The organism is Caulobacter rhizosphaerae, from assembly GCF_010977555.1.
Classification (GTDB): Bacteria; Pseudomonadota; Alphaproteobacteria; order Caulobacterales; family Caulobacteraceae; genus Caulobacter; species Caulobacter rhizosphaerae.
Genome location: NZ_CP048815.1, coordinates 4,967,753 through 4,983,216, shown reverse-complemented (window position 1 = coordinate 4,983,216; position 15,464 = coordinate 4,967,753). Strand labels below are relative to the sequence as shown.

Genomic DNA, 15,464 nt, shown 5'->3' with positions numbered 1-15,464 from the left:
CCCGCTGGCGCGGGCGCCTCAGGACGAGGAGCGTTGTGCTGAATTCCTCATCCTGAGGTGTGAGCCGAAGGCGAGCCTCGAAGGACGCAAGGCGCGTCAGTTCATCCCCGCCCGCACCTGGCTGCGCAGGACGTCGATCGGGGCCAGGCCCTTGTCGGTCTTGAAGTGCCAGTAGGTCCAGCCGTTGCAGGCCGGGGCCGACTGCACCAGGGCGCCGACCTTGTGGATCGAGCCCGACAGGTCGCCGACGCAGATCGAGCCGTCGGGGCGCACCTTGGCCGCATGGGCGCCCTTGGCGCAGTAGAGGGTGTCGCCCGGGTGCAGCAGGCCGGCCTCGACGATGGTGCCGAACGGCACGCGCGGCTCGGCCCTCTTCGAGCCCATGACATCCAGATCTTGCGGAGAGATCGGAACCACCTTGGCGATGCGTTCCTTGGCGTGGGCGATGTACTCGGCCTCGCGCTCGATGCCGACGAACCGGCGGCCCAGGCGCTTGGCGGCCGCGCCGGTGGTGCCGACCCCGAAGAACGGGTCGAGGATCACGTCGCCCGGCTTGGTCGTCGACAGGATCACCCGGTAGAGCAGGGCCTCGGGCTTCTGGGTCGGGTGGGCCTTGTTTCCGTCGGCGCCCTTGATGCGCTCCTCGCCGGTGCACAGCGGGATGGTCCAGTCCGAGCGCATCTGCACCTCGTCATTGGCCATCTTCAGGGCGTCGTAGTTGAAGGTGTAGCGCTTGGCGCCCTGGCTCTTGGAAGCCCAGATCAGGGTTTCGTGGGCGTTGGCGAAGCGGGTGCCCTTGAAGTTGGGCATCGGGTTGGACTTGCGCCAGATGACGTCGTTGAGGATCCAGAAGCCCAGGTCCTGCACGGCCACGCCGACGCGGAAGATGTTGTGGTAGCTGCCGATCACCCAGATCGCGCCGTCGTCCTTCAGCACCCGGCGGGCCGCCTTCAGCCATTCGCGGGTGAACTTGTCGTAGGCGGCGAAGCTCTCGAACTGGTCCCAGTGGTCGTCGACCGCGTCGACCTTGGAATTGTCGGGCCGCAACAGGTCGCCGCCCAGCTGCAGGTTATAGGGCGGATCGGCGAAGATCAGGTCCACGGACTTTTCGGGCAGGGCGTTCATCGCCTCGATGCAGTCGCCCTGGATGATGGTTTCAGGCCCGAAGGACATGTCCGCTTCCCGTCAAAAACACTGAGCGGAATCATGAGTCTAGCTAGTAAATAGTGTGTTGATGGACATGGTTATCGGCCGTTAACCCTGCCGACGGCCGACGGATTGAGTCTGACCGGACTCAGAAAATCCAGCGTCGTCAGCGCGATACTTGATGTTCCCTAAATGTTCTGAAATGCTGGCGACCAGACTTTCGCGCCGGATTTCGAGGGAGCCATGGCCGTCATTCGCGGACTGATCGCCGCCAGCCTGGACGGCTATGTGGCCGGCCTCGACGGGAGCGTTGCGACCCTGGCGCCGTTCGTCTCGGTGGACCACGGCTACCAGCGGTTCATCGAGCAGGTCGGCACGGTGGTGATGGGCCGACGCACCTATGACCTGATCCCCAGCCTCGGGGTCGGCTGGCCCTATGCCGGCAAGCGGGCCCTGGTGCTGACCTCGGGGCGCGGCTCCAGCGTGCGCGAGAAGACCCGGTTCTGGACCGACGGCCTGCCGGCCCTGGTCGCTCATCTGCGCGACCTGGACGACGGCGACGTCTGGGTGGTCGGCGGCGGGCGGCTGATGGCCGGCATGATCGAGGCCGGCGCGCTGGACCGGCTGGAGCTGCTGGTCGCGCCGGTGCTGCTGGGCGAGGGACGGTCGCTGTTTCCGAAGGCCTCGGCGGGTCTGAGGGACATGCGGTTGAACGGGGTCGAGGCGCTGGAGCGCGGTGTGGTCCTGCTGGATTACGGACTGAGCTACCGGCGGGTCCGGACGCTGGCCGTCGCTTCCTGAGACCGGTCAACGGATCGCCCGCCACGACGCCTCAGAACCGCGGCCGGAAATCCCGCGGCGTCCAGCCGAAATCCCGCCGGGCCGGGGCGTCGTCGAAGGTCAGGTCCTGGGCCATGCGGTCGGCCATGGTCGCGGTGGCCCCGGGATAGAACGGTTTGGCCAGGGTCAGCAGCAGGCGGAACAGCCAGGGGGGCAGGGCCAGGATCATCGGCCGACGGCCAAGGCCGGCATAGATCCGCTCGGCCATCACCCGATAGGTCAGGGTCTCGCCGCCCACCAGGTCGTAGGCCTTGTCCCGCGCCGCCGTCGCCCCGGCCGCGGCGATCGCGCCCCCCGCCAGGTCGTCGGCGTGCACCGGCTGGCGCAGGCCTTCGCCGCGGCCGGACAGCGGCAGCACCTTGAACCGGCGGATCAGGCCGGCCAGGCGGCTGACATTGGCGTCGCGGCCTTCGACATAGATCAGGGTGGGCCGCAGGATGGTCCAGGCCACGCCGTGCTCGGCGCAGAACGCCTCGACCTGGGCCTCGGACTCGGCCAGGGACCGGGCCACCGCCCGCTCCGAGGGTTCCGCCGACTCCAGCTTGGTGAAGCGGCTGGTCGAGGAGAACGCCACCAGCCGGGCCATGCCGCGCGCCTTGAGGGCTGGCAGGGCCCCGGGCAACAGCCAGATCGGCGACAGCGAGAACACCGTGGCGACCGGCGGCAACTCGTCGGCCAGGTTCGGGTCGGCCAGGTCGCCGTCCACCCAGCAGACGTCGTCGCTGGGCGGACGCCGGCTCAGCGAGATCGGCGTGATCCCCTGGGCGTTCAGCCGCGCCAGCATGAAGCCGCCGATCAGGCTGGTGGCCCCCAGCACCAGAACCGGCGAGGCCAGGCCCGTCGGCGCCTGGGCCGAAGGCGAGGGGGCCGACGACGGAGGAGTGTTTTCAGCGTCCATCTTCCTCCTATAGTCGGGCCACGAGCGACGACCCAGGACTTTGGCCATGACCTTCGAGGACGTGCGCGCCTTCGCCTTCAAACTGCCCGGCGTCGCCGACGGAACGGCCTATGGCCATCCGTGCCTGAAGGCGCACGGCAAGTTCCTGACCCGCGTCTGGGACGACGGCGACACCCTGGTCTGCCCCGGCGTCGGTTTCGACGAGCGCGAGCTGCTAATCGAGGCCGAACCCGACACCTTCTTCGTCACCGACCACTACAGGAACTATCCCTATATCCTGATCCGCCTCTCGCGGGTCGCGGCCGGCACGGTGGAGCGGCTGATCGAACGCCGGTGGCGGGCGACGGCGCCGCGCAAGCTGCTCAAGGCCCATGACGCGGAGACGGCATGAAGGTCCTCTGGCGAAGCGGGGCGGCGGCGGTCGTCTGGTCGGGCGTGTTCCTGCAGTTGTGGCTGATGCTCCACGGCCGCCCGCCGGCCGAGGCCGCCCACGCTGCCGTCAAGTTCCTGAGCTTCTTCACGGTGCTCAGCAACATCGCGGTCGGGACCCTGCTGGCCGCCCCCGTGCTGGCGGCCGACCGGCCGCTGGGGCGGTGGGCGCAGCGGGCCGGAACCCGCGTGGCGGTCGGCGTCTATATCGCCATCACGGCCGGGATCTACCACACCCTGCTCGCGGGGCTGTGGCGGCCGACCGGCCTGCAGCTGCTCGCCGACACCCTGCTGCACACGGTGACCCCGGCCCTGTTCCTGGTCGACTTCCTGGCTTTCCCGCCGGGCGAGGCGGCCAGGTGGCGCTCAGCCTGGAAAGCGCTGGTCTTTCCCCTGGCCTACGGCGCCTGGTCGCTGGTCCACGGGGCGGCGACCGGCTTCTATCCCTATCCGTTTCTCGACGTGGGCAAGCGCGGCTACGGCGCGGTGCTGGTCACCATGCTGCTGATGGGCGCGGGCTTCTACGCGGTGACCCTGGCCCTGACCGGCCTGCAGCATCTGCAACGGCGGCTGGCGCGACGGCCGCGAGCGCCTATATCGGCCTGAGCCCCTCTCCCGGAGATCCGCGATGCCCCATACCATCCCCGACCTCCGCGCGGGCGACGTGGCCATGCCCGTCATCGGCCTGGGCACCTGGCAGCTGGAGGGCGGCGCCGCCCAGGCCATGGTCGAAAAGGCCCTGGAGCTGGGCTACCGTCATATCGACACCGCCCAGGCCTATCGCAACGAGCAGGACGTCGGGGCGGCGCTGGCGGCCACCGGCGTGCCGCGCGACCAGGTCTTCCTGACCACCAAGGTCTGGGTCGACCAGTTCGCCCAGGGCGACCTGCAGCGCTCGGTCGAGGCCAGCCTCAAGCGCCTGAAGGTCCCGCGGGTGGACTTGCTGCTGCTGCACTGGCCCAAGCCGAAGCCGGCCCTGTCGGAAACCCTGGCGGCGCTGAACGACGTCCACGGCCGCGGCCTGACCCGCGCCATCGGCCTGTCGAACTTCCCATCCGCCCTGATGGCCAAGGCCCAGACGGCCTCGGAGGCGCCGATCGCCACCAACCAGGTCGAGTACCACCCCTACCTGTCGCAAAAGACGCTGATCGCCAAGGCCCGGGCGATGGGCTCGACGCTCACCGCCTGGTCGCCCCTGGCCCAGGGCAAGGTGGCGACCGATCCCGTGCTGATCGCGATCGGCCAGGCCCACGGCAAGACTCCGGGCCAGGTGACCCTGCGCTGGCAGATCCAACAGGGCGTGGCCACCATTCCCCGCACCCGCAATCCGGCCCGCCTGGCCGAGAACTTCGACATCTTCGACTTCGCCCTGTCGGACGACGAAATGGCGCGGATCTTCGCCCTGGCGCGGCCGGACGGGCGGCTGGGAGAGTGGCTGGATCCGGCGTTCGAATGGGACGTGGATTAGGACCCTCCCCCTGTGGAGGAGGCGATCGCGCAGCGATCGGTGAGGGGAGTCTTTGGGCGGTAGATTCTGGCGGTGGCGAACTCTCGATCACGCCCCCCTCCGTCGGCTACGCCGACACCTCCCCCACACGGGGAGGATCTACTTCGCCAGCCGTCCGTCCGTCAGGGCCGCCGGCTCGAACTTGAAGATCACCTCCGGGTCCGGTTTCGGAACGCCCTTGAGCAGCTTCTTCGGGGCCGAGACGTGCAGCAGCCAGCGCAGGATGTTCAGCCGCGCCGCTTTCTTGTGGTTGGCGCGCACGCAGATCCACGGAACGGGCGTGGAGTGCGTACGGATCAGCATCTCGTCGCGGGCCGCCGAATAGTCATCCCACTTGGCCTGGGCCACGGCGTCCAGGTCGCTGACCTTGAAGGCCTTCAGCGGCTCGTCGCGGCGGGCCTGCAGGCGTTCGGCCTGGGTGTCCTGGTCGATGTCGAGCCAGAACTTGGTCAGCTTGATCCCGTTGTCGACCAACATCAGCTCGAAGGCCGGCACGTCGCGCAGGAACTGCTCCTGCTCGTGCGGCGTGGAAAAGCCCATCACCCGCTCGACCCCGGCCCGGTTGTACCAGGAGCGGTTGAAGACCACGGCCTCGCCGGCCCCGGGCAGATAGCGGACATAGCGCTGGAAGTACCACTCGCTGCGCTCGCGCTCGTTGGGGGCGGGCAGGGAGATCACCTGGGTGGCGCGGCGGTGGGCGTGCTCGGTCAGGCGGGCGATCGCCCCGTCCTTGCCGGCCGCGTCGCGGCCCTCGAACAGGGTGACGGTCTTCCAGCCTTCCTTGATCGCCTGGCGCTGCAGGCCGATCATCGCCAGCTGCAGGACGCGGAGCTCGGCTTCGTAGTCTTCGGACTTGCTCATCCGTCGAGCCTACCCCCGGAACATCCAGTTGCGCTAGAAGGTCGGCATGATCCGTCTGTTCGTTCCGCATCCGCTCAAGGCCGGCGCCGGCGTCGCGCCCACCATCGACCAGTCGCGCTACCTGACCGCGGTGATGCGGCTGTCGGTCGGCGACGAGATCCTGGTGTTCAACGGCCAGGACGGCGAATGGCGCTGCAGCCTGGCCGAGGCGGGCAAGCGCGGTTGCGTGCTGAAGGCCGAGGAACAGACGCGGCCCCAGGCCTATGGTCCCGACCTCGACCTGGTGATCGCCATGGTCAAGCGGGGCCGGGTCGAGACCATCGTCGAGAAGGCCGCCGAACTGGGCGCCCGGCGGGTGCGCCTGACCCAGACCCGGCGGACTAATGTCGACTTCGTCAAGCTGGGCCGCCTGGACGCCATCGCCATCGAGGCCGCCGAGCAGACCGGCCGGCTGGACGTCCCGGCCGTCGACGACCCGCAGAAGCTGGACAAGATCCTCGACAGCTGGGACCCGGCCCGCCGCCTGGTCTTCTGCGACGAGGGCGGCGACGCCCGGTCGATGATAGAGGCGCTGGCGGAGACCGGCGCGCCGGCCGCGATCCTGATCGGCCCCGAAGGCGGCTTCGCCCCGGAGGAGCGTGAGCGCTTGCGGTCGCTGCCGTTCGTGATCCCGGTCTCGCTGGGCCCGCGCATCCTGCGGGCGGACACGGCGGCCATCGCGGCGATGACCCTGTGGCAGGCGGCGGCCGGGGATTGGCGGTAGGGCGCCGGATCCTGCCTCTTTCAACCGTCATCCCGGTCTGAACAACAGGACCCGGAATGACGGTGTGATTTGAGACTACGTTTCCGCAAGCGGGCCTCGCCTGGCGCGAAACCCTGTCCGCGCCCCTTGAGGTTCGCTAAGAAAACGCCCAACTGCGCAGCACGACAGTTCGCGGCCTGGTCGGAGGGAGCTTCCCTCCCTTCTTGAAGCGTGTTTTGGGGAGGGGCCGATGGCCGAAACCGTGAGCCAGGAGCGTCCGCTGACGCTGGACGATCTGACCGCCTATTTCGCCCAGGGCTCCAAGCCCAAGGACCAGTTCCGGGTCGGCGCCGAGCACGAGAAGTTCGGCTTCTACCTGGGCTCGCACGCGCCGGTTCCCTACGAAGGCGACAAGGGCGTCCACGCCCTGCTGACTGGGCTGCAGCGCTTCGGCTGGAAGCCGGTGATGGAGGGGCCGACGATCATCGGCCTGGAGCGCAACGGCGCCAATGTCAGCCTGGAGCCGGGCGGCCAGTTCGAGCTGAGCGGCGCGCCGCTCAAGACCATGCACGACATCTGCGAGGAGACCGGCCAGCACCTGGACGAGGTCAAGACCGTGGCCGACGAGCTGGGCCTGGGCTTCCTGGGCCTGGGCTTCTCGCCGCTGTGGCGGCGGGACGAGGTGCCGGTCATGCCCAAGGGCCGCTATGTCATCATGCGCAACTACATGCCCAAGGTCGGCGGCCTGGGCCTGGACATGATGCTGCGCACCTGCACGGTGCAGGCCAATCTCGACTTCTCCAGCGAAGCCGACATGGTCGCCAAGTTCCGGATGAGCCTGGCCCTGCAGCCGATCGCCACCGCCCTGTTCGCCAATTCGCCGTTCACCGAAGGCAAGCCCAACGGCTTCCTGTCGGCCCGCGCCAATGTCTGGACCGACACCGACGCCGACCGCACGGGCCTGCTGGACTTCGTGTTCGAGGACGGCTTCGACTTCGAGCGCTACGCCCGCTACGCCCTGGACGTGCCGATGTACTTCGCCAAGCGCGGCGATAAGTACATCGATCTCGCCGGTCGCAGCTTCCGCGACTTCATCGACGGCAAGATCCCCGAGCTGCCGGGCGAGCGCGCATCGATCAAGGACTGGGCCGACCACACCACCACCCTGTTCCCGGAAGTCCGCCTGAAGACCTACCTGGAAATGCGCGGCGCCGACGCCGGGCCGTGGAGCCGCCTCTGCGCCCTGCCGGCCCTATGGACCGGGGTGTTCTACGACGATGCGGCCCTGGCCGCGGCCTGGGACCTCTGCAAGGACTGGACGGCCGAAGATCGCGCCGGCCTGCGCCGCGACGTGCCGAGGCTGGGCCTCAAGGCCCAGGTCGCGGGGCGTTCGGCTCAGGACGTGGCCAAGGACTTCGTGGCCATCGCCAAGCAGGGCCTCAAGGCCCGCGCCCACCTGAACGGCGGTTTCCTGGACGAGACGATCTATCTGGGCGACCTGGAGGAGATCGCGGAGACCGGCGTCACGCCGGCCGAACGGCTGCTGGCGCTGTACGAAGGCGCGTGGAAGGGCGACATCAGCCGGGTGTTCGAGGACTTCGCGTACTGAGTTTGGACCCAGCGCGCCGCCCTAGAGGATCGCGCGGACCCCGGCGATGATCGCGACCCAGGCCAGGATGCTGGCCGCCACCAGCCCCAGCCGTTCCCAGGCGAACCTGGCGCGGGCGGGGCGGGACTGCGTCCGGCCGGAAGGGGGACGCAAACCGGAATCATAACCGATGTAAGCCACGACGTTTCTCCCAGGACGCCTCTCTTGGGGAGGCTTCAAGCTCGAGTGTTGCGGTCATTGCAGCGCTTCATAGGTTAACGAACGTTTTACGCTCGAGGTTCCACGGCGGCGTTCAGATCGATCCGGTTCCCTCGTAAGGCTTGGCCACCGTCGGAGGGCGGTCCTCGCGGATGTCGTCGCCTTCCCAGGCCTCGTCGTCCGGCATCGAGACGTTGGCGTCCCAATGCTCGGCCTGGCTGGCGCCCGAGCCGCTGTCGGTATGCCGGACCACCTCGTCGACGCCGGGCGCGAACGAGCGCTCCGCCCCGCGACCCTGGGCTGGCGCCCAACCCGAGTCGGGCCGGCCGTTGCTCCCCGGCGCGTTGGCCGCCTCCGTCCGGCCGTGCTCGAGCGCCTCGGTGTCCGACGCCGACTGGGCGCCGACCTGGAAGTCGAAATGCTCGGGATAGAAGGCCAGCCGGCCGGCGATCTGGCCCATGCCGGGCAGCGGGTCCTCGTACGACCAGACGGCGTTCTCGATGATCTGCCGGTCGCGCATGATCGTGTAGTACGAGGCCTGGCCCTTGTGGGGACAGTGGGTGACCTTGTCGGTCTTCTTCAGGAAGGCCATGGCCACGTGCTCGCGCGGGAAGTAGCGGACGGGGTCATGCCCTTCCTCGCGCAGCACCAGCACGTCGTCGCTGGTGGCGATGCTGTGGCCCTCGAACAGCACCTGGACCCGGCCGGGCTCCTTGGCGCAGGTGATCGGATGGTCCTGATGGGTGGCGTCCATGGCTGAATTCTCCCGTGAGACGAGGTGACGCCTATCAAACGCGCGGGACGGGAACGGGGCTCCGGCGCGGCAAGCCATTGCTTGTGAAACGCAAAGCGCCGTGATCTTCTCCCCGCCAATTGGGGAGGGGAGGGCGAAACCACCTGCTGGTCGCCCCACCGCTTGTACGTTTCAAGGTTCGTGAATGAATATCGTTGTCGCCGTCGGCATTCTGGTCACCCTGGTGACCGGCGTACCCGTGCTCATCCAGCTGCTGCGAGGCCATCCGCGCGGCCTGATCATCTGCTTCCTGGCTGAGATGTGGGAGCGCTTCTCGTACTACGGCATGCGCGGGCTGCTGATCTTCTACCTGACCCAGCACTTCCTGTTCGACCCCAAGGTCGCCAGCGGCCACTACGGCTCCTACACCTCCCTGGTCTATATCGTGCCGCTGCTCGGCGGCTTCCTGGCCGACCGCTATCTGGGCACCCGCAAGGCCGTGGCCTTCGGCGCCATCCTGCTGGTGGCCGGGCACCTGGCCATGGCGGTCGAGGGCCATCCGGCCACCCAGACGCTGACCTACGCCAGCCAGACCTACGACTTCAAGGTCGAGGGCCGCGGGGAGGCGCGCGTGGCCAGGATCATCGTGGGCGACAAGCCCTATGAGGTCGCCGCCAACGACAAGGGCGACTTCGAGATCAAGAACCTGCCGGCGCAAGCCGCGCTGCCCGGCGTCCTGCCCAAGGGCCAGTACAAGCTGGGCGTCAAGGACCGCGACCCGCTGTACCTGAACATCTTCTGGCTGGCCCTGGCGCTGATCATCGTGGGCGTCGGCTTCATGAAAGCCAATGTCGCCACCCTGGTCGGCCAGCTCTATCCGCAGGGCGACCCGCGCCGCGATCCGGGTTTCACCCTCTATTACTACGGCATCAACCTGGGTTCGTTCTGGGCGGCGATCCTTTGCGGCCTGCTCGGCGTCAATTTCGGCTGGTCGGCGGGCTTCGGGGCCGCGGGCCTGGGCATGCTGGCCGGCTTCGTGGCCTTCGTGCTGGGCAAGCCCTGGCTGCTGGGCAAGGGCGAGCCGCCGGAACTGCCCAAGCTGAAGGCCCCGGTCCTGGGGCCGGTCAACCGCGAGGGCCTGATCTACGCCGCCTCGCTGGGCGTGGTCGGGCTGATCTTCTTCCTGGTGCAGTACACCCCGGTGGTCAGCGCCACCCTGGTCGCCGGCATGTTCGGCTCGCTGGGCTACATCCTGTGGTTCGCCTTCGCCAAGTGCGAGAAGGTCGAGCGCGAGCGGCTGCTGCTGGCCACGGTGCTGGTGCTGGGCGCGGTGGTGTTCTGGACCCTGTTCGAACAGGCCGGCTCGTCCCTGAACCTGTTCGCCGCCACCAACGTCAACCTGACCCTGCTGTCGCACCCGGTGCAGTGGTTCGGCGGCGCCGTCGTGCTGGGCTCGCCCGAGCAACTGACGGCGGCGGGCCTGAACCCGGCGGGCAAGCTGTGGGTCAACACCGCCTTCAACGCCGCTCAGACCCAGGCGATCAACGCCGGCTGGATCCTGATCTTCGCCCCGGTGTTCGCCGCCCTCTGGACGGTGCTGGGCCGGCGCGGCCGCAATCCGGGGCCGATGGTCAAGTTCGGCCTGTCGCTGATCCAGGTGGGGGCGGGCTTCCTGATCCTGCTGATCGGCGCCCACTTCGCCGACGGCGCGTTCCGGATGCCGCTGATCTTCCTGATCCTGATGTACATGCTGCACACCTCCGGCGAGATGTTCATGTCGCCGGTGGGGCTGTCGCAGATGACCAAGCTGTCGCCGCTGTCGATCGTCTCGTTCGTCATGGCCGTCTGGTACATGGCCCTGGCCATGGCCAACCTGTTCGGCAGCTGGATCGCGGCCATCGCCTCCAGCGAGACCATCGGCGGCCAGGTGCTGGACCCGGCCGCGGCCATGACCCAGTCGCTGCTGGTGTTCAAGGTCATCGGCCTGGTGGCGATCGCCATCGGCGTGCTGTTCCTGGCCCTGTCGCCGATCCTCAAGAAGTGGTCGCACGGCTCGGACGACACCAACCCCGAACTCGCCGCCGAACCGGCTTCGGTCGCGCCGTAAGGCAAAAGGCCCCGGATCGCTCCGGGGCCTTTTTTCTTGGTGGCGCTCTGCGTCCTTCGAGGCCCGCCGCGCGGGCGCCTCAGGATGAGGAGCGTTTGCTGAAGTCCTCATCCTGAGGTGCGAGGCGTAGCCGAGTCTCGAAGGACGCGAAGCCTATGCCATCGGCCGCCATCCCTCCGGCGCCAGTTCGAAGCCCTCGAACCGGAAGCCCGGCGCCACGGTGCAGCCGACCAGGGTCCAGGCCCCCAGACTGACGGCGGTCTGCCACCAGCCGGTCGGCACGATCAGCTGCGGCCGGCAGCCGGCGCGCAGGTCCGGGCCCAGGGTGTGGGCGGTCATGCCGACGCCGTCGGGCGGGGCCAGGGTCAGGGAGATCGGCGCGCCGGCGTACCAGTGCCAGGTCTCGACAGCGTCGATCCGGTGCCATGCCGACATCTCCTCGGCCTGCAGCAGGTAGTAGATCGCGGTCGAGGCCGGACGGCCGTCGATCAGCGTCTCGTCCTCGAAGGTCCGGCGATACCAGCCGCCCTCGGGGTGCGGCTGAAGGTCGAGCAGGCGGACGATCTCCTTGCCGCCCAGATCCCCGGAAAGGCCCTGGGGGCCAGAACCCATAAAGCTCATCCCTTGAAGCCGTCCTTGGCGGCGCGAATCTCGCCGAACGCCTCGGCCGGCGGCAGATGGGGGCGCAGCAGCGGCGCGCGCAAGAAGGGATTGGTCGCCTTCTCCAGGCCGATGGTGGTCGGCACGGTCGGCTGACCCCGCTCGCGGGCGGCGAACACCGCCTCGGCCCGATCCTTGAGCGCCGGGGCGTCGTCCACCGACAGGGCGAAGCGGGCGTTGGAGGCGGTGTATTCGTGGGCGCAATAGACGGTGGTGTCGTCCGGCAGAGCGGTCAGCCTGGACAGCGACCCCCACATCTGCTCGGCCGTGCCCTCGAACAAGCGGCCGCAGCCCAAGGCGAACAGGGTGTCGCCGACGAAGGCGATGCGATCCGCGGCGTCGTGATAGGCGATGTGCCCCAAAGTATGGCCGCCGGTGTCGATCACCGACAGGGGCGTCTCGCCCAGCATCACCGTGTCGCCCTGACCCACCGCGCGGTCCAGCGGCGCGATCCGGGTCACCTCCTGGGGGCCGACGATCGTCGCGCCGGTCGCCGCCTGGATCGCCGCGTTGCCGCCGGCGTGGTCCGGATGCCAGTGGGTGTTGAGGATCAGGTCCAGCGTCCAGCCCAGCTTGCCCAGTTCCGCCAGGATCGCGTCGGCGTCGGGCGTGTCGATCGTCGCCGTCGTCCCGGTGGCGTCGTCGCGCACGAGAAAGCCGTAATTGTCCGACAGGCAGGGAAACTGGTGAACGGTCAGCGACATGGTTTCGACTCCGGACAGGGCCATGCTCTCGTGGGGCGGGACGTGACGCCAGGGACCCGCCCGCCTACATAGATGATGCGATCGATCGGGAGACTCAATGCGCCGCGACGTGCTCGATCTCAGAGCCTTCTACGCCAGTCCGCTCGGACGCGCGGCCCGCGAGATGCTGGGCCGCAAGGTCGAGGAGGCGTGGGGCGACGCGCGCGGGCTGGACGTGCTGGGCCTGGGCTACGCCACGCCGTTCCTCGACAAGGCCCGCCCCCAGGCGCGCCGGGTGGTGGCGGCCATGCCGGCGGCCCAGGGCGTCGAGGTCTGGCCCTCCGGCGGGGCCAACGCCGCGACCCTGGTCGAGGAGACCGCCCTGCCGTTCCCCAACGCCATGTTCGACCGGATCCTGGCGGTCCACGCGCTGGAGGAGGCCGACGATCCGGGCGCGGTGCTGCGCGAGCTCTGGCGGGTCATGGCGCCGTCCGGCCGGCTGATCGTCGCGGTGGCGTCGCGCGACGGCCTGTGGGCCGGGGCCGAGAGCACGCCGTTCGGCCACGGCCGGCCGTTCAGCCGCCATCAGCTGGAGGCCCTGCTGCGGGAGGCCGACCTGGAGCCCGCCGGCTGGACGCGGGCGCTCTACGCTCCGCCCATGGGCGTGGCCGCACGCTGGGCCGAGGGATTCGAGCAGGTCGGCGCCCGCCTGTGGCCGCGTTTCGCCGGTCTGATCCTGATGGAGGCCGTCAAGCAGACCTTCGCGGTCAAGCCACGGGGCAGCCGGGCCCGCGTGCGGGTTTTCGCGCCGGGGGTGCTTGCGCCCTCGCCGGGCGGCCCCGCTCCGGTCCGGGCGGCGCCTGTTCGAAAGGCGCCGGGTACTCTAAATGCCGCAAAGCCCTTGGAGCCGTCGATTCCCGGGCCTAGCTTCAAGTCGTAGAACAAGCCGACGCCAGCGGGAGCCGCGCCATGAAGATGATCGTCGCCGTTATCAAGCCCAGTCGCCTGGACGCCGTGCTTGAGGCGGTCACCGAGGCGGGCGCCTCGGGCCTGACGGTCACCGAGGTCCGCGGCTACGGCCGACAGAAGGGCAAGACCGAAGTCTATCGCGGCGCCGAGTACGAGGTGAAGCTGCTGCCCAAGGTCAAGCTGGAGATCGCCGTGCCCACCGACGTGGTCGAGCCGGTGGTCGAGGCCCTGCAGCGCACCGCCAACACCGGCAAGATCGGCGACGGCAAGGTGTTCGTCATGGACCTGGAACAGGCCCTGCGCATCCGTACCGGCGAACGCGACGCCGCGGCCATCGCGGGCTGATCCTCACTGCGTCCTTCGAGGCTCGCCTGTGGCTCGCACCTCAGGATGAGGATGTTGGATTGGCTTTGATCTCCTCATCCTGAGGCGCCCGCGTAGCGGGCCTCGAAGGACGCAGGGCGCCTACCTCTCCAGTTCCCGCAGGTCCCGGCCGCGCGTCTCGGTGCCGAACCAGGCCACCAGGGCCAGGGCCAGGGCCAGGGGCGCGATGATCATCAGGGCGGCGACCTTCAGGGGCGGCACGGCGGCCAGGATGCCCAGCAGCTGGGCGATCAGCCCGCCCGACTTGCTGCACGCCGCCACCCAGCCCGTGGCGCGGCCGCGGATCCGTAGGGGGAAGCTCTCGGCGGTGTAGGGCAGCAGGATGGCCAGCAGGCCGTTCGTGCCGATGATCATCAGGGCCACCGGCAGCACCGGGCTGACGCCGGGGCCGATGGTCAACACGCCGGCCACGCCCAGGGCGCTGACCGCGATCGTCGCGGCCATCGACCACTTGGTGCTCCAGCGGCTGTAGAGGAAGGCGCACACGAAGACCGTCGGGAAGGCGATCAGGGCCGACTTGGCCAGCAGCTGGCTTGAGACGCCGACGCTGTGGCCCTCGGCGACCAGCTCGGCCGGCAGCCACAGCAGCAGGCCGAAATTGACCAGGCCCCACGCCACGGCGGCGATGCTCAGGGCCGCGGTCTTGCCCATGAAGCGCCGCTCGACCGGCGGCGACGTCAGGACGTGGTGGTGGTCCTCGGGCCTGTCCTCCTTCTCGCGGACGACCGAGCCGAACCGCTTCATCACCGCATGGGCGGCGTCGAGGCGGCCAATGGCCATCAGGAACTTGGCCGATTCGGGAATGAAGCCGGACAGGGCGATCAGGATCAGGCCGGTCGGCAGGTTCAGGAACCACATGATCCGCCAGCCGAACACCGGCTGCAGCCAGGCCGAGCAGCCGGACGAGGCCAGGTAGCCGCCCACCGCCCCCAGGCCGCCGACCAGCACCAGGGCCCAGCCGCGGTGCTTGGACGGCATGGTCTCGGCCAGCAGGGCGTAGACCACCGGCAGCAGCCCGCCGGCCGCCGCGCCCATCATGAAGCACATGATCACGTTCCACCAGAAATCGGGCATGGCCCCGCAGATCGAGGTGCCGACGAACATCACCGCCGACAGCAGGATCGAGGCCCGCCGCCCGAAGACGTCCGCCAGGGCGCCCCAGATGATCGAGCCGGCCACGGTGCCGGTCAGGGCGGCGAACGGCAGCCAGGCGACCATGGCCTTGGTCACCCCGTACTCCTTGATCATGCCGGGCACTACGAAGCCCAGGCTGGCCGGCTTCATGATGTCGATGATCAGGGCCACCACCAGCACCAGCATCAGGCCCCAATGGGCCGCGGACAGCGGCGCGTCCTCGGGCGGGGTGACCTCGATCGTGTGCTCCAGGTGATGGTCGACGCCGCGCCGGGGCAGCAGGCCCCAGCCGGCCAGGGCGCAGCCGGGCGGGATGATCAGCATGCCCACGGTCATGCCCAGGTCCATCTTCATGCCGGCCAGCTGGTAGCCGATGTCGGCCCCCATCAGGTACATCGGCACGTGCAGGATCACCCCGGCCGTGACCACCAGGCAGCCCAGCCAGAAGGCCCACAGGCGCTTGCGGTCGGCGAGGACGTGGTGGGCGGGCGTCTGGGCGGTCATCGGCGTTCAACAAACATGGGTCAGCATTCAATCCAAGCGGAGCCATAACATGGGTCCGTG

At 69.0% G+C, this 15,464-nt stretch carries 17 protein-coding genes and 1 pseudogene; 9 read left to right on the top strand and 9 right to left on the bottom strand.

The annotated features are described in order from the left end of the window. Window positions 1-96: 96 nt before the first annotated feature. A complete protein-coding gene (locus G3M57_RS22705) occupies window positions 97-1,173 on the bottom strand; it encodes a site-specific DNA-methyltransferase (RefSeq protein WP_056760865.1) in 1,077 nt (358 codons plus the stop codon). A 216-nt stretch (window positions 1,174-1,389) separates the two neighbouring features. Between G3M57_RS22705 and G3M57_RS22700 the strand changes: the two genes are divergently transcribed. Next, the gene (locus G3M57_RS22700; protein ID WP_082564738.1) at window positions 1,390-1,947 is read left to right on the top strand and encodes a dihydrofolate reductase family protein; all 558 of its coding nucleotides are present in this window, start codon (window positions 1,390-1,392) and stop codon (window positions 1,945-1,947) included. A 31-nt stretch (window positions 1,948-1,978) separates the two neighbouring features. Here G3M57_RS22700 and G3M57_RS22695 read toward each other — a convergent pair whose 3' ends face one another. Continuing rightward, a complete protein-coding gene (locus G3M57_RS22695) occupies window positions 1,979-2,884 on the bottom strand; it encodes an NAD-dependent epimerase/dehydratase family protein (protein ID WP_163233167.1) in 906 nt (301 codons plus the stop codon). Window positions 2,885-2,930: 46 nt separating this feature from the next. Between G3M57_RS22695 and G3M57_RS22690 the strand changes: the two genes are divergently transcribed. From G3M57_RS22690 to G3M57_RS22680, 3 genes are read left to right on the top strand one after another with little or no spacing between them, the layout of a single operon-like run. After that, on the top strand, window positions 2,931-3,275 hold the full coding sequence (locus G3M57_RS22690; protein WP_163233166.1) for an MmcQ/YjbR family DNA-binding protein: 345 nt from the start codon (window positions 2,931-2,933) through the stop codon (window positions 3,273-3,275). Further along, window positions 3,272-3,919 (top strand): Pr6Pr family membrane protein, encoded by a 648-nt coding sequence (locus G3M57_RS22685; RefSeq protein ID WP_163233165.1) that lies wholly within the window; start codon window positions 3,272-3,274, stop codon window positions 3,917-3,919. The genes G3M57_RS22690 and G3M57_RS22685 overlap by 4 nt, the downstream gene beginning before the upstream one ends. A 22-nt stretch (window positions 3,920-3,941) precedes the next feature. Next, window positions 3,942-4,781, top strand: a complete 840-nt coding sequence (locus G3M57_RS22680) for an aldo/keto reductase (protein WP_163233164.1) — start codon at window positions 3,942-3,944, stop codon at window positions 4,779-4,781. A 138-nt stretch (window positions 4,782-4,919) separates the two neighbouring features. On the opposite strand, the gene G3M57_RS22675 is transcribed toward G3M57_RS22680, so the two are convergent. Continuing rightward, complete coding sequence (locus G3M57_RS22675) at window positions 4,920-5,681, bottom strand: polyphosphate kinase 2 family protein (RefSeq protein WP_163233163.1); 762 nt, start codon at window positions 5,679-5,681, stop codon at window positions 4,920-4,922. A gap of 46 nt (window positions 5,682-5,727) precedes the next feature. Here G3M57_RS22675 and G3M57_RS22670 point away from each other — a divergent pair, with 46 nt between their 5' ends. After that, the gene (locus G3M57_RS22670; protein WP_056762407.1) at window positions 5,728-6,444 is read left to right on the top strand and encodes a 16S rRNA (uracil(1498)-N(3))-methyltransferase; all 717 of its coding nucleotides are present in this window, start codon (window positions 5,728-5,730) and stop codon (window positions 6,442-6,444) included. Window positions 6,445-6,673: 229 nt separating this feature from the next. Continuing rightward, complete coding sequence (locus tag G3M57_RS22665) at window positions 6,674-8,032, top strand: glutamate--cysteine ligase (RefSeq protein ID WP_163233162.1); 1,359 nt, start codon at window positions 6,674-6,676, stop codon at window positions 8,030-8,032. Between the two features lie 21 nt (window positions 8,033-8,053). Here the strand turns inward: G3M57_RS22665 and G3M57_RS22660 are convergent, their stop codons facing one another. Together G3M57_RS22660 and G3M57_RS22655 are read right to left on the bottom strand one after the other, a co-directional pair. Beyond that, on the bottom strand, window positions 8,054-8,212 hold the full coding sequence (locus tag G3M57_RS22660) for a hypothetical protein (RefSeq protein ID WP_163228303.1): 159 nt from the start codon (window positions 8,210-8,212) through the stop codon (window positions 8,054-8,056). A 112-nt stretch (window positions 8,213-8,324) separates the two neighbouring features. Continuing rightward, entirely contained in the window at window positions 8,325-8,984 is a 660-nt protein-coding gene (locus tag G3M57_RS22655; protein ID WP_056762410.1) for a DUF427 domain-containing protein, read from the bottom strand. A gap of 184 nt (window positions 8,985-9,168) precedes the next feature. Here G3M57_RS22655 and G3M57_RS22650 point away from each other — a divergent pair, with 184 nt between their 5' ends. Further along, window positions 9,169-11,070 carry a peptide MFS transporter gene (locus tag G3M57_RS22650; protein ID WP_163233161.1) on the top strand — a complete coding sequence of 634 codons (1,902 nt, stop codon included), beginning with the start codon at window positions 9,169-9,171 and terminating at the stop codon, window positions 11,068-11,070. A gap of 33 nt (window positions 11,071-11,103) precedes the next feature. On the opposite strand, the pseudogene G3M57_RS27635 reads toward G3M57_RS22650, so the two are convergent. The 3 genes and pseudogenes from G3M57_RS27635 to gloB form a co-directional block, all read right to left on the bottom strand. Further along, window positions 11,104-11,242 (bottom strand): annotated as a pseudogene (locus G3M57_RS27635) (hypothetical protein); the annotation flags it as partial. Continuing rightward, window positions 11,224-11,691 (bottom strand): cupin domain-containing protein, encoded by a 468-nt coding sequence (locus tag G3M57_RS22645; protein ID WP_163233160.1) that lies wholly within the window; start codon window positions 11,689-11,691, stop codon window positions 11,224-11,226. The gene G3M57_RS22645 and the pseudogene G3M57_RS27635, both read right to left, overlap by 19 nt. Next, entirely contained in the window at window positions 11,688-12,434 is a 747-nt protein-coding gene (gloB, locus tag G3M57_RS22640) for a hydroxyacylglutathione hydrolase (protein WP_163233159.1), read from the bottom strand. Before gloB ends, G3M57_RS22645 begins: the two co-directional genes overlap by 4 nt. 97 nt (window positions 12,435-12,531) lie before the next feature. Here gloB and G3M57_RS22635 point away from each other — a divergent pair, with 97 nt between their 5' ends. Beyond that, window positions 12,532-13,353 (top strand): class I SAM-dependent methyltransferase, encoded by an 822-nt coding sequence (locus G3M57_RS22635; RefSeq protein ID WP_163233158.1) that lies wholly within the window; start codon window positions 12,532-12,534, stop codon window positions 13,351-13,353. Window positions 13,354-13,382: 29 nt separating this feature from the next. Then, on the top strand, window positions 13,383-13,727 hold the full coding sequence (locus tag G3M57_RS22630) for a P-II family nitrogen regulator (RefSeq protein WP_056762418.1): 345 nt from the start codon (window positions 13,383-13,385) through the stop codon (window positions 13,725-13,727). A gap of 120 nt (window positions 13,728-13,847) precedes the next feature. On the opposite strand, the gene G3M57_RS22625 is transcribed toward G3M57_RS22630, so the two are convergent. Then, window positions 13,848-15,404, bottom strand: coding sequence for an MFS transporter (locus G3M57_RS22625; RefSeq protein WP_163233157.1), 1,557 nt, complete (start codon window positions 15,402-15,404; stop codon window positions 13,848-13,850). Window positions 15,405-15,464: the final 60 nt, after the last annotated feature.